The organism is Vallitalea longa (assembly GCF_027923465.1).
Lineage (GTDB): Bacteria > Bacillota > Clostridia > Lachnospirales > Vallitaleaceae > Vallitalea > Vallitalea longa.
In genome coordinates this window covers 772,257-787,828 of sequence record NZ_BRLB01000001.1, presented here as the reverse complement: position 1 = coordinate 787,828, position 15,572 = coordinate 772,257, and the positions used below count along the sequence as shown (strand labels likewise).

Annotated in this window: 8 protein-coding genes; 7 read left to right on the top strand and 1 reads right to left on the bottom strand. The window is 30.3% G+C overall.

Annotated features, from left to right (window positions below):
* Nucleotides 1-9: 9 nt before the first annotated feature.
* Entirely contained in the window at nt 10-2,115 is a 2,106-nt protein-coding gene (locus QMG30_RS03445) for a DUF5703 domain-containing protein (protein WP_281812245.1), read from the bottom strand.
* A 217-nt stretch (nt 2,116-2,332) separates the two neighbouring features.
* On the opposite strand from QMG30_RS03445, the gene QMG30_RS03440 reads away from it, so the two are divergent.
* The 7 genes from QMG30_RS03440 (at nt 2,333) to QMG30_RS03410 (ending at nt 15,534) form a co-directional block, all read left to right on the top strand.
* Nucleotides 2,333-5,497: a carbohydrate-binding protein gene (locus QMG30_RS03440; protein ID WP_281812243.1), complete on the top strand. Its 3,165-nt coding sequence runs from the start codon at nt 2,333-2,335 to the stop codon at nt 5,495-5,497.
* A 525-nt stretch (nt 5,498-6,022) separates the two neighbouring features.
* Nucleotides 6,023-7,564 (top strand): response regulator transcription factor, encoded by a 1,542-nt coding sequence (locus QMG30_RS03435; protein ID WP_281812241.1) that lies wholly within the window; start codon nt 6,023-6,025, stop codon nt 7,562-7,564.
* Nucleotides 7,565-7,578: 14 nt separating this feature from the next.
* A complete protein-coding gene (locus tag QMG30_RS03430; protein ID WP_281812239.1) occupies nt 7,579-9,378 on the top strand; it encodes a sensor histidine kinase in 1,800 nt (599 codons plus the stop codon).
* A gap of 281 nt (nt 9,379-9,659) precedes the next feature.
* Nucleotides 9,660-10,586 (top strand): ABC transporter permease, encoded by a 927-nt coding sequence (locus QMG30_RS03425; RefSeq protein ID WP_281812237.1) that lies wholly within the window; start codon nt 9,660-9,662, stop codon nt 10,584-10,586.
* A 27-nt stretch (nt 10,587-10,613) separates the two neighbouring features.
* Complete coding sequence (locus QMG30_RS03420; RefSeq protein ID WP_281812235.1) at nt 10,614-11,516, top strand: carbohydrate ABC transporter permease; 903 nt, start codon at nt 10,614-10,616, stop codon at nt 11,514-11,516.
* A 78-nt stretch (nt 11,517-11,594) separates the two neighbouring features.
* Nucleotides 11,595-13,160, top strand: coding sequence for an ABC transporter substrate-binding protein (locus QMG30_RS03415; RefSeq protein WP_281812233.1), 1,566 nt, complete (start codon nt 11,595-11,597; stop codon nt 13,158-13,160).
* Nucleotides 13,161-13,278: 118 nt separating this feature from the next.
* Nucleotides 13,279-15,534 (top strand): hypothetical protein, encoded by a 2,256-nt coding sequence (locus QMG30_RS03410; protein ID WP_281812231.1) that lies wholly within the window; start codon nt 13,279-13,281, stop codon nt 15,532-15,534.
* The last annotated feature ends 38 nt before the right edge of the window (nt 15,535-15,572 follow it).

The window sequence follows — 15,572 nt, the reverse complement described above, 5'->3', positions numbered from 1 at the left end:
ATTTATTACTTATTTAGGTTCATAGGTTTTTTCAACAATCTTACCAAATGCAGTATGTAATTTAAAATATACACATTCATCTTTTGGCCAAGCGGGTAGTATTTCCAAATTATCTGTGTAGTCTTGTATAAGCATTTCATTAACAGCGGTTGTCATTACACCACTAGTATCAAAATAACCACATTCAGGTATTTCGGGTCTATTAGGAACTATATTACCTGGTGAAAACATCATTCCACTAGGAAATACAGAAGAACACCTATACTGCTTTAATAATAATTCAGTTGCTTCATCAGCTAATCCCAGGCGTGCAGCCCAGACAGCAGTCTGTGACCATCCGTTGGATGGTTCTTTATGTATACGATTATTAAATGTAAGAAGAGCAGAGGAATAATCAGGTAAATGGATGCCAAAGAGACCGAAAGGCCAAACAGCATATAATTCAGGATCTTCAAAGTTTTTCTTTTTGAGGCAATGAACATTTTGGGCAGGTATCAGTGCATTACCTTTTTTAGCTTCTTGCCATGTTCCTTCATATCCTTGATAAGTAAACTTAGTATTGCTCTTTTTAAACCAATTGGTTCCTCTAGGAAGTTTTGGTATTGATTCAACATTGTTTTTCCATCTATTGATAGAAGAATTATTGTATCCAAGTTTAACTGCTGTATTAATAAGCTTAGGAAGAACTGATTTCAAACCAGCTATTTGATCGCTTGGATTATCAGCTTCCCACCAAGTTTCTAGAGAAGCAGCTTTTTTTAAAAACAATTTGCCAGATTTAATTGGATAATGGGTAAAGAAAAATAGTAATATCTCATCTGCTACAGGTAACATTTTATTAAGTGCAAAATTATTGTCTTTTGTGTAACGGTAATATTCAAGCATCATCATTATTAATTCCAATGAACCAGTAAAGTAATTTTTAATATAATTATTTACAACTCCTTCACTATTACTGCTATCGCCAATCCTGCTTCCACCCCAAGAATGCATTGTTTCCAGATATATAGCTCCTTCATGTCCATATAATGATAGTGTTCTTTCCTTGGCATATTCCAATGCATTTATATACATATCAAAGAAAGGCATAATATATTCTAAGTCACCGCATTTGAATAAAGGCCAGTATTGAAGTCTTGTATTTTGAAACCAATAGGCTCCTCCCCAGTGTCTTCGGTCATAATCAAAGAGAAAAATAGAACCATTATGTTTTGATGGCAGTTTACCCGACATAGATGATGCCGTAAAGTAGCGATTTAGGTGCCATATAGCTCTGACTGGTTGCAATTTCGAATCTGATTTTAATTCAAATTTACTCTTAGACCAAAATTTTTCCCACCAAGAGAAATGTGAATTTCTAAAATTATTTAACGAAACCTTAGAAGCTATATCTATCTTTTGTCTTAAATTATTTATTAACATATTTTTTGTATATTTGCCTGAATCTGCTGCTATCAAAATTCTGATTTTTCGTGACATAACCTTTTTCATAGGTAGATTATTTGGAGTTGCCTTATCCACCCATACTGCTGTACCATAAGACAAACCTTTTAAAGGGTCCGACAAATTATCATTCATCACACCAGATTGAAAGTTGATCTCGTTAAAAGCAGAGCAGGTATTGGTTTCTGTAAAAAACATCATATTATTTATTAGAGTTTGTGAGACGCCTTGCCTCCAATATAGGGGACATACAGTTACTTGACCAATACTATTTCTCATATCTTCTATATAAATAGAGATAACATCCAACTCTTGATGTGCTATGAATTCCGCTTTGATTTTACCATCTGGTGTATCTGCATATATAGTTACCATGCCTTTTTCTAATGATAGTACCTGCTCATAATTGTTTGAATGAACGAATGGTTTACCATCTATTTCTATATTTAACCTTAATAGAGATGGAAGATTACCATTACTGTCAAAGCTTTCACCATGGTTTATCTGCAAACATATACCTTCATCTGGTACAAAAACAACTGCTCCGGTTTTGCCAGTACCAATAGGCATACATTGCCAGCTTTCTTTGGGACGTTTAGTATAGATAATCTTTTTATCTTCATGCCAATAACCTCTAAAATCATTGATCCCAAAATAAGTTTTATTTTTCAAAATATCACCTCATTGATTATTATTTACTTAGGTTTATTCTAGCAAATTTAAAATAAAACTAAATGTATATAACAGCCTTTATTATGTATATAATTAACTTCCTACATTATTTTCTTTTAGAATCTTAATTTTCTACTAATAAAAGTTAATTTAATACATTTAGATAGTAATATCCAAGTGTTAATATTAAAGTATTATACTTAAAGGAGATAATAATATGGGAAAAAAAGTAAAAATTATATCTATTTGTATGGGGATACTTTTAGCATGTTCATTAATTGGAATAGGATTTAATTCAGATGTGGTAAATGCATCTAGTAATATCTACTATGTTTCTGAAACAGGAGATGATACTAATCATGGAACTTTGATGGAACCTTTTAGAACGATACAGAAGGCAGCTAGTATCATGATTGAAGGAGATACATGCTATATTAAAGGTGGTGTGTATAGAGAAACTGTGATCCCATCGAATTCTGGTTCATCAGATAATCCAATTACTTTTGAGGCATATAATAACGAAAAGGTTGTTATCAGTGGTGGTGATATTATAACAAATTGGACACAACACTCAGGTTCTATTTATAAAGGAGATATGGATTGGGACCTTGGGGGACAAAACATTGTGGCTGTAGATGGTAATCTATCTAATGAAGCTAGATGGCCTAATGTAGGGACAGATTTACATACAAAATCTGTATTGGCTACAGTTGATTCTGCAACAAATGACCCATTAAATGAGTACACTATTACAGATCATGATCTTTCATCATTTCCAGCAGATTATTGGAATGGGGGATTAATCTGGTGTCTGAATGGTCCAGAATATTATGCTTCAGCTAGTATAATTACTGATTTTAGTTCTTCAACATTACATTTTAAGCCATGGGCAAGAACCAATTCTGGCTATAACAGTAAAAGAGGTAATAAGTATTATATAACTAGGCATCTAAATGCTCTTGATACAGAAAATGAGTGGTATGTAGATGGACAAAATCAAAATTTATACATATGGATGCCTGGTGGAGATAATCCAGCTAATCATGTAGTGGAAGCTAAGAAAAGAACATATACATTTGACCTAAGAAATCGTTCATATATCAATATTAAGGGAATAGACACGATTCTGGGTTCAATTACAACTGTTGAAGCTGATCATTGTACCATATCTAATGGAGTTTTTAAATATATCGACCAGAATCTAGATACAGGAAAAGATGCAGATACATTGACTAAAGGTTTAGAATTAGGTGGAACTGATAATGTCCTTAGAGATTCTGAGATAGCTTATACTTTTGGTAGAGGCATAAAGGTTTCGGGAACAGATAATCAAGTAATTAATTGTTATATACATGATGTTTCTTCAGAAGCTAGTAATGCTGGTGGTATTGATGTTTATGGTAGAAGACATTTAATAAGCCATAATACAGTCTATAGACTTGGTAGAGGTAGTATGAGAGGAAGTATTCAAGATAGTATCATAGAATACAATGATTTTTCTTATGCGAATATGCTTACTGAAGATTCAGGTGTTTTAGCACTTGGTAGTATGGACTATCAGAATACACAGATTCATCATAATTATGTTCATGATAATGCAGCTAATTATTCAGATGGTGGATTATATGCAGATTGTGATACAAGGAATTTAATTATGTATCGTAATGTGGTATGGAACAATTCAGCTGTAGGTTTATTATTGAATACACCTAACAATTTTGTTCTGGCATATAACAATTCATTTTATAACAGTGGAAGTGAATTTTCATGGGGTCAGAGTACATTATATGGAAATGATATGTATGGAGATAAGTTATTTAACAATATTTTTCGTAATGGAATATCTCCAAGAAATGGTTGTGAAGTCAAAAACAATATAATTAATCAAGACCCTAATTTCGTGAATCCATCAAACGGTGATCTTCATATTGAATCTAATTCAGTTGCAATTGATGCTGGAATGATTCTTCCGAATATTACTGACAATTATATAGGAGATGCACCAGATGCAGGTGCATATGAATATGGAGATAATTGGATAGTGGGTCATGATTTTGATAATCCGCCATATCCTTTATTCCAAAAAATTGAAGTTCCATATATGAACAAAGTACTAAATGGAGGATTTGAATATTATGATTTGTCTTCATGGACTAAGACAGGTAATCTTGGTGCAAGATTAACAACAAGCTGTAATTGGGATTACCATTCTGCTAATTCAATGTCAAGAGGTCAAATCACTTCTGCTGTACTTGGAGGAGGAGATGGAATTGAACAAGATGTAACAGGACTCAAGCCATCAACAACATATGTGTTCTCAGCATGGGCTAAGATAAATGGATATCATAGAAAAGTAACAGATTATGATAATTCTTCTAGTTCAAGTCATTGGAATTATGCAGATGGAAAACATGCATATTATAGAGATGTACAATATGTAGGGCCTGTAAGGGATGAGGATTGGGTTGCATTTGATAATATAGATTTTGGCTCTAGCAAATATGATACTTTTGCGATTGGTAGAAATAAAACTATAGATACAGGTTCTATAGAAGTAAGACTTGATAGTGTAACAGGTACATTAATAGGAACCCTTGATTTAGATACATTCAGTGCATCTTGGGCATTTAAAAGCACATCAATAAATTCTGTAACAGGTGTTCATGATCTATATCTTGTATTTAAGAACAGTGCAAATGGTGATATAGGGTTAATGGATAGCTTTAAACTCTATAATTCTAATATGACGGATGATGTACAATTAGGTGTTAAAAATTATGGCGGTGATGAACTAAGTACAACAGTAGATTCTATTAATTGGGGTAGTGCTGAAAATAAATTCCAATTTACAACAGGTATAGATGATACAACAGCTACAATATATGCTTATAAGCCAGATGGAGAATATTATGCATATGTGGATGATTTTGGAGTTATTGAAGAATTACCTGAGAATGTACATAATTCTAACCTGATATCAAACCTTAATATTGAAGATACTGAAAATGAATCCCATTGGTCCATTATGTCGAATATACAATCAGGGGATGAACAATTTGGTGATAGAATATATACTATTTCATCACTCCCAACCAGTATTGCTGGAAGTGAATGGATTAAAACAGCTATAGAATCTTATGCATATATAGGTGATTCACTTGTGAACTTTACAGTAAATTCAGATGCCGAAGTATATGTAGGATATCCAGATGAAGCACCAACCCCTACATGGTTATCCACATGGATAGATACGGATGAAGACATAACCAATAATTATTCAAAAGTATTTAGTTTATATAAAAAAGAATATGTATCAGGGTCAACAGTTTCTTTAGGTGCCCATGGAAGTAATCTATGGATGTATATGATAATAGTAAAATAAAAAGATACCAAGAAATAAATTTAAAAAAGATGATTTTCATTTTTGGAATCATCTTTTTTATCAAATAGGAAAATTATGCTTTCTATTTCCCTTGAAATCTAATATGAAGTTAATATAATGAGTTGTTGTTAATATTAGATACCTCAATAATAGAAGAGAGTTAATTTATTGAACTTTATAAAAGATATTATCCTTGTAGGAATATTTTAATCCTTATAAAATTATTAGTATAAGTAAAATATATAACCGAGTATATATATGAATTATTGTAAAAGGAGAGAATGTCAATGTATAAGATAAGTATTGTATTGTTAACTATTAGTATATTGGCCAATATTATTTTGGAAAAATCAATAACATATTATAAGTATCACTTTACTTAATACAATCATATAATTAGTATTGCGGGGTTTTGATATCGAATTATTAAGTCTAAAACTGATTTTACATTAAAATAATAAGATGATATAATAAAAAATCAGTAGATATAAATTACATATGGCTTAAACTAAAGGAGTTGGTAAAGTGTATGATCTTATTATTGTCGATGACGAAGAAATAATAAGGAATGGATTAAAAAAATTCATTGATTGGGATAGTTTGGATATTAGGGTAGTTGAGCTGTTCGAAGATGGAAAAGAAGCCATAGATTATTTAACCAATAATGATGTTGATATTGTTTTAACCGACATCAAGATGGCTGATAAAACAGGGTTGGATATTGCTAAGTTCTTATATAATAGAAAACCTTATATAAAAACCGTATTGATAAGTGGTTACAAAGAATTCGAATATGCAAAAAAAGCTATAGAGTTAAACGTAGAAAACTACATATTAAAACCCACTAATTTTCAACAGGTTAATGAAGTATTTAGAGAAGTTGTTCAAAAACTTAACAAGGAACGAAGGTTTCAAAAACAATTACCACTATTAAGAACACAATTCATAAATGATTTGATATATGGAGCAGTTAAGAAAGAAAAAGATATATTAAGTAGAGCTAAATTACTTGATCTTACTGATAAATTATATTATGAATGTGCTTATCTTGAGTTTAATATTATTAATAATCAATCTTTTCTTGACAATAATTGGAATTATGGAAAAGAGAGATTAAATACAGCAATTAATAATTTTTTTGTTTCTAATAATGATAAGATAATATATTGTCCCATTCTCTCAGAAGATGATAATTTTGTTATTTTTGCTTATTCTAAAAATGAAGATGGAACTAATTTCTTACACTTTTTAAAAAACGAGGTAGATGATATTTGTAAATCTATAAAAGGGTTTATGGATTTAAGACTTGAGCTTATAGAAATTAAGAATTTCAATAATTTCTTTGAATTATCTAAGTTGAATGAAAAAAAACATATCATTGAAGAAAGAGGGGACGGAAGTAATAATCTCAACATAAACGTAGGAGAATATAAAAAAATAGTTAGAAAATATAAACTGTTTTTTAGTAAAATAAATGAAGGTAATATTAGTGAATTAGAAGGATTGAATCAAACATTGTTTGAACAACTTTCTAATCAATCTATACAATTCTCACAAAAAGTCATAATTGATTTATTTGCCAATCTGTCGAATAAATTTAGCCTATTAGATTTAGATATAATAAATATTACAAATGGAAAAGTGAATTATAATTATATTTTACAAATAAATGATATAGATAAACTTAGTGAATACTGTTTATCAATTTTTAAGGATCTAGTTGAATATATTACGATCAATAAGAATCAATCTGCTGAAAAAGTAATAGAAAAGGCTATAGCTTATATAGATGAAAAATTCTATATAGATATCTCACTTGAAGATGTAGCTAATCACGTATTCCTTAACTCTGTTTACTTTTGCAGATATTTCAAGCAAAAAACAGGAGAAACTTTCACAGATTACTTAACTAAGGTAAGAATGGAAGAAGCAATTAAACTTATCCAAAAAGGGAAATATAAGACATATGAAATAAGTAGTAGGGTAGGTTATAAAAGCAGTAAATATTTTTCAAGAGTATTTAAACAATTTACTGGATTATCACCTAGTGAATATGGAAAGATGTAAAAGGTTATGAGATTATGAAAAATACAAATATGTGGAAGTACATTAAATCTTATAAATTTCAATCGATTCTTATTAAGAACTTTTTACTTATATTTTTAATTGTATGTATACCAGTAACTATTATTACACTAGCGGTTCGTTCTAAATATAATGCTGTGGTAGTAGAAGAAATAAAAACAGCTAATTATAATGCTGCTTTAAAAACTAGGGAAACAATAGATAGAGTTATGGAAGATTCTACAAGGTTGGCAACTCATCTATCAATATCTTCAGTATATGATATGTTTTTTATAACGGATAAATCCTATGGAGATTATTATAATATTATAGATACGATATCTGATAGGACGGGTGAATATATAAGTATATATGATTATATTCATAGTATATACTTAGAATCCGAAGGTTTAGGAATTCTATATGACTCAATAGATGAAGCAATAGAAGACACAGGTATATATAATACTACTCTATCAGATTCGAAATGGTATCTAAATGATAAACAAGATAATAACGTAATAAACAGGTACTTTGCTTGGCGAGAAACTAGAGATAGTGAAGTAACCAGTAATTTTCTTTCAGTTATACATTATGTAAGAAAAAGACGAGCTAATATATTAGGATCGGTCACAATTAATCTTAAGGTAAATTACCTTGCCAAAATGTCAGATATGCTTTTTTCAGATTTAGATGTAAAAACAATCGTATTGGATAACAAGAGCAATAAAGTCATTATAAGTAAGGATACTGACGATTTTTTAAAAGATCTCAGCGAAATAGAGATATTTAATTCAATGGATTATTCTAATATTAAGAAATCAGATATAATAACAGTCAATAATGAAAAGTATATCACTACTAATGTAAAATCCAAGTATCAAGATTGGACATATTTATCTGTTCTTCCATTAACAAGCTATAGTAAAGATGTAAGTAAAATATATCAACTCGTTAAAAATATTTTATTGATATATATGCTTATAAGTCTAGTATTAAGTTATTTTCTAACTATAAAAACATATAAACCTGTAAGTACGATCATGAGGATTATTGACAATCCAAATATATGTGATAAAAATAAGAATAGTAATAAAAATGAAATAAAATATATATCAGATAATATATTCAAGATCATATTATCTAATGAAACATTAGAAGATAAGTTGAGAAACAAAATTATTCAACTAGATAGAGCACAGAATAAAGCTCTTCAATCTCAGATGAACCCTCATTTTTTATTTAATACACTAGAAGCGATAAATTGGACAGCAATAGAATTATTTGATGGATACAATGAAGCTTCAGATATGATTTCTAATTTATCAGAGATGTTGAGATATTCTCTGGACGGTGAGCAATTCAGCTTTATTAGAGATGAAGTGAAATATTGCAAAGTTTATATAAATATCATGAAAAAGAGATATAAAAATAAATTAAATGTTATTTGGGAAATTGAAGATAATATCGATGACAAAAAAATCATGAAATTGACTTTGCAGCCTATTATTGAAAATGCCATTTATCATGGAATAAAGCCAAAGAGAGACAAAGGAATGATAACAATAAGTTGTAAGAGTGTTGATGACAAAATTGTTATGAGAGTATCAGATGATGGTGTAGGAATGAGTGAAATAGAAGAGACTAATTTGAATTTTAAAATCAATGACAAGTATTTATTAAGAAATAAAGGAATAGGACTATATAATGTGAATCAACGTATTAAAATTTTATTTGGTGATGAATATGGTATTTATGTAAATAGCCAAAAAGATGTTGGTACAAACATTACTATAATTCTCCCATATGAAAAATAGTGCAAAAACCTCTCGTTATAAGAGCTTTCATAATGTAGAGGCTTTTGTATTAAAATAATGATTGATTTTTCTGCTATTAATCAAGTATGAATTTTGATTAAGCGGTATAATTTCATATAAATAGTATACCCCTGTAAAAATAATGAACCAGCCTTCTTTTTAACTAGTAAAAATGTATGTCTTTTAATTAATTATTTAGAATTTCAAAGTTATTATTAAGATGTTATCATTATTACATCGAAAGAAAATGGTTAAAAAAGACAAAAAGAAGGTGAGATTAAATGAAGAAAAGAAAGAAGAAAATATCAAAGAATTCATTAAAAAAAAATATGGAGTTATTATTGTTGACATTACCCGCTATAATAGTTTATTTCATCTTTTCATACATTCCCATGTTCGGAGTAATCATTGCATTTAAAGATTATAAAGCACCAAAAGGTATTTTAGGGAGTGCATGGAATGGTATTGAAAATTTCAAGTTTTTCTTTACTTCACAGGATGCTTGGAGAATTACAAGAAATACTGTAGGATACGCATTGATATTTATAGCAATTAATCTTATTGCAGGTGTTTTTGTAGCTCTTTTACTATATGAGGTAAGAAGCAAAAAAGCTTTGAAGTTTTATCAAACTTCGATGATGTTACCTAGATTTTTATCATGGGTAATTGTAGGATACATAACATATACGTTCTTAAGTCCTACTATGGGTATTATAAATCAGGTAATACAGTTCTTTGGTGGACAATCTATTGATTGGTATTCCAAAGTCTCAGCTTGGCCATGGATATTAGTAATAACTAATACATGGAAGGTAATAGGATTGAACTGTATCATGTATTATGCTGCTTTGATGGGTGTGGACAAAGCGTATTTTGAAGCTGCACAGATAGACGGAGCTAATAGATTGCAACAGATTATTCATATATCAATACCTAGTATTAAACCACTTATGATTGTACTTACATTGTTGGCTTTTGGAAATATATTCAGAGGAGATTTTGGTCTGTTCTATGTAATTCCAAGAGATGTAGGTGTTCTATATCCAGCAACGGATATAATTGATACATATGTTTATCGTGGTTTAAGAACTGGTAATTTAGGTACTACTGCCGCTGTTGGACTATTCCAATCATTAGTTGGTTTTGTGATGATTGTAACTATGAATGGTATCGTGAGGAAGGTAGAGCCTGAATCATCATTGTTCTAAGTATAATAGGGAAATGGAGTGAATAATATGTCTGCAATGAAAAAAAAGAAAATAATCACTTATAAAACATGGATTAATCTATATTTTATAATTATGTCTGTCACGTTTATATTGCCTTTCTTGTTAATTGTTACAGCATCATTAACAAGTGAAGATGTATTGGTCAAGGAAGGTTTTAAGATAATACCTCCTTTTATAGATTTAACAGGATATAAATTTGTTTTTCGTAATTCATCAGAAATAGTGAGAGCATATGTTGTTACAACTTTTCAAGCTTTCTTTGGAACATTTTTATCTGTTTTGGTTATGACTTTATGTGCGTATCCATTATCAAGAAAAGATTTTAAATTCCGTAAACCAATTAGTTTTTTTGTATTCTTTACAATGTTGTTCAATGGAGGATTGATTCCAACATATTTACTTAATTACAAGTATCTACATCTAGGTAATACTATCTGGATATATATATTACCAACATTATGTTCAGCATTTTATATTATCATTTTTAGAACGTTCTTCCAAGGGCTTCCTATTTCATTGGTTGAATCAGCTAAACTTGATGGAGCAAGTGAAATAAGAATTTTCTTTCAGATAATTCTACCATTGTCAAAGCCAGTTCTAGCAACAGTAGCATTACTTACTCTTTTAACAAAATGGAATGACTGGTATACAAGTCTGATTTATATAACAGATTCTAAATTATATACGTTACAGTATCTATTGAAAAGAATATTGCAGGAAGTTGAATTCCTGAGGCTCATGGCTAATAATACTCCGGCGGGTATAGATATTAACTTTGTGGAAGACACGCCTGTAGAAACATTGAAATTTGCTATGTGTATTATTGCAGCAGGACCTATGTTATTAGTGTTTCCATTCTTCCAGAAATATTTTGCAAAAGGTCTAACTGTAGGTTCTGTAAAAGGTTAAATGGTTAGTTGTAGGTTTTCCTATGATTATAGAGAGTAACATACAAAAAAAGTATTGTAAAAGGAAAGGGGAATTAATATGTTTAAAAATTTAAAAAAAGGTATTAGTTTTTTATTAGTCGTAGTATTTGTATTAAGTATTACACTAATGGGTTGCAAGAGTAAAGATACAACTAAAGAAACAGATAGTTCTAAAGATGGTGCCGCAAAAGAACAAGATGTCAAGGTATTAAAAGTGTATTTGGGTGGAGACGAAAAAGAAAAACAAGAGGAAGTTTTTGCAGCTGCAAATGAAATGTTAAAAACGAAATTACCAGGAGTTCAAATGGATATTGAAGTAATTCCTTACGGTAATTGGACAGAAAGATGGAAACTTCTGACTGCTGCTGGAGATCAGATGGATGTGGCATGGATTGGTTGGATGTTGAACTTTGATACAATATCCAGAGAAGGAATGTTAACACCATTAGGAGATCTAATTGATAAAAATTGTCCTGAAATTAAAGATACTATACCACAATTTGTTTTTGACAAAGCTACTGTAGATGGAAATATTTATGCTGTTCCTAATTATCAACAAATGGTTGAAATGAGAACAGGAGTTAGATTTTACAAAGATCTAGCTGATGAATATATAGATGCTGAAGCTTTAGAAGCACAATTCACTAAGGATCTAACATTCGATCAAGAAGACTGGGATGCATTAGAAGTTTATTTCAAAAAAGCTAAAGAAAATGGTACTCTACAAAAAGGACCATCACCTTCAATTAGCTGGTTATATAAAAATGGGTTTGAACCAATAGCTAACCAAAACATGGCAGCAGTCATTAGGATTGGTGATGAAAGTTGTACTGTAATAAATAGATATGAAACTCCTCAGTACAAGACTATGATAAAAACTATGGCAGATTGGTATGAAAAAGGATACATAAGAGAAGATGTCCTCGCTGTTGAATCATCTGACAAACCACGTGCAGATGAATATGTAAAAGATGGTAATATTTCATGGGTACATGAGACATTGAAAGATCAAGATAAAAAAGAAACTAAGAGAGCAAATGATATGGGTAATGATGTTGAGTTAACTGTTGTACCAACTGTTGACTATCAGTATTTATCACCTTACGGAACTTCTACTAATTATGCTATACCTTTTACAGCTAAATATCCAGATGAAGCTATAAAATTAATTAATCTCTTTAATACTGATAAAGAATTCTATAATCTAATGGTTTATGGATTTGAAGGAACTAACTACGAGAAAATTGATGATAATACAATCAAAATCATCGATAAAGACTCTTATGGTTTAGCTAACTGGGCAACAGGAAATACTTTACTTGGTTATGAAATCGAAGGTGGAATAAAAGGTTGGTCAGAATACTTAGATAAAATGCATAGAGAAGCTAGACAATCATATTTAATGGGATTCAAGATAGATACCGAGCCATATTCTACTAAGTTACAGCAAATTGATGCGATTATCAAAGAGTATCAAAATGCGTTAGAAATGGGTGCATTAGGTTCTGATGTAGAAGCTAAATATGAAGAGTTTATTACTAAACTAAAAAAAGCTGGAATTGATGAAGTAATAGAAGGATTCCAAAAGCAGATTGATGAATTCTTAGCTGAGAAGAATAAATAATAAATATTTGAACATAAAAAGATAAATGACAGGCTTTAGAAATATCATCAATAATGATTTTCTAAAGCCATTTTCCTACTTAGATAATAATATAACATATTGTTTGGAGGTATTAATCATGAAACCTGTTAGTGTTAATGTAGCGGAAACTGTTGTTGAAGCATTCTGGGATCCAGATCTCAGAAATTTTCAGGACTGGAAAATAGATGATACTAAAACGAAAGGTTTGAACTTCGAGGATACATGGTGTGCAGAAGCTTTTAGCTGGACACAGAGACCCAAGGATGGTGTAGCTGTAAGGATTTCAAAAGAATATGATGAAATAATATGTAAGGATTACGATAAATTGATTTTAGCAATCAGTTCACCTTCTAATACAAGAGTTAAAATAATAGCTACAACTGATAAAGGTGATTTACAAATGACATCTAAGGAGTTCAATGACTTACCAGATGAAATTGAATTAGACCTACATGAGAGTAAGGTAATCAAGAAAATAGTTATTGAAATCCATAGTAATGAAGATGGGTATCAGGGAGGACACTTGAAGTGGATAATGCTCAAGAATTCACTTTTACTGGATAAATATCTAGAGCAATATAAACAATATGACAGTAAATGGACTTCATATCTTAAAAGTGAAGATTATGATCCTGTTTTTAGACCATCATATAACTTATTAGTTGATGAAAAAGAATTAGTCGAATTGAGAAATTACCATAATGAATACGAGAAATCAACAGGGGTGAATGTTTATAGGGAATATGTAAAAGAACTTAGAAATGAAATTCCAGAAGATATGATACATGATTATGTAATATTCTGGACTGATAGAAGATTCGCGAGAAAAAGAGATTGGATGAAAAGACTATCGCTAAAAGGACCTTTGTTAGCCTCAGCAGGACTTATATTAAAAGATAAGAAGTTATTGAGACTTGCAGCCAGATATGCGATGTCATTAGCTATGAGTACCAACTGGAATGATTCTTTTATCACAGAATTCAGTGCAGGACATTGGGAACATAGAGGATTTGTAAAAGCAATCGTATGCTATGAGATATGTATGGTTCTTGATTTAGCAGGAGAAATGTTTACTGAATTAGGAAGAGATCTGATACTTAGAAGATTAAGTGAAGAAGCAATAGGCGGTATTAATTTTGTCACTTGGAAGCATGACTATATATTTGAGAATAACCAGTTAGTATGGTTTACTTATGGAAGAATGTTGGCATATGGAGTACTAGAGCAGCATTTCAATCATGTAAAACCATATACTGATATTGCATATAAAGAACTTGTAGAAAACATCAACAATATAATTTTTGAAGATGGAGGATATGGGGAAGGACCTAGTTATTATAACTGCATAGGAAACAATGCTAATTTTGCAATATATATTTATTCAAAACTCAGGAAATTACCATTTGAGGAACTGGTACCAGATAAGATTAAGAAAACTTCTGATTTTATCGAGTGTCTACAATCAACTGTACCAACTATGGATGTTATTCCAATATGTGATGGTAACCCTATTTTCAAACAACCGACCTTGGCTTACATGGCTTATCTACTGCCAGAAAGTCATTGGAGAACTATTTTGCATAAATCTCTCAATAGGGATGAAAAAATACCAAGTGATATACTTGCGTTCAAATTCATGTTATCTTTATTAAAAAATAAAAATATAAAAAATAGGAGTTTCATTTCTTTGAAAGAAATGGGCTGTGTAAGTTCTCTTAGGAAAATTGATAATGAACTATTAAAAATATTTGTATTTGGTAATAAGGCCAATGTCGACCATGCACATGAAGACAAAGGAAGTTTTGTAATAGAATTCTGCAATGAAACTTTTGCAATGGATCCTGGAAGCGGGGATTATTCCAGTGAAGTTTCTAATCTGGTTAAACAAGTTTACAGACATAACCTTTCAGTACCTTATGGTGACTTTGATGATAGACCTCAACCTGAAAGACCTAATACAAAAGATGTCAAAGTAATCGCTAGTGGTGATGATACAAAATTTAATGCAAAAGTTGATTTGAGCTATACTTTCAAAGAATATTATAATGAATATAATAGGGAATTAATATCATCTGAGCCAAATAAGTTGACTATCGTAGAAAAATATGATCTCAAACAGGGAGAAGGAATTGATTTCGGATTAAGTACAGAACTTGATATAGTGATAGAAGAAAAACAGATAGTCATAAAAGGAGAGAAAGGGAAAGCTATTATTGCATTACCTGATGATGTGAGTGTTGAAATAAATAGATTAAGACTTTTTGATGATGAATCTATTCAAAAAAGGATATCTATAAGAAAACCAGGGAAAAAGGGAGAATTGAAAATAGATATTACATTTAGCACCTATTGATTATTATAACTAAAATATAGAATAAGTTAGTATGGAGG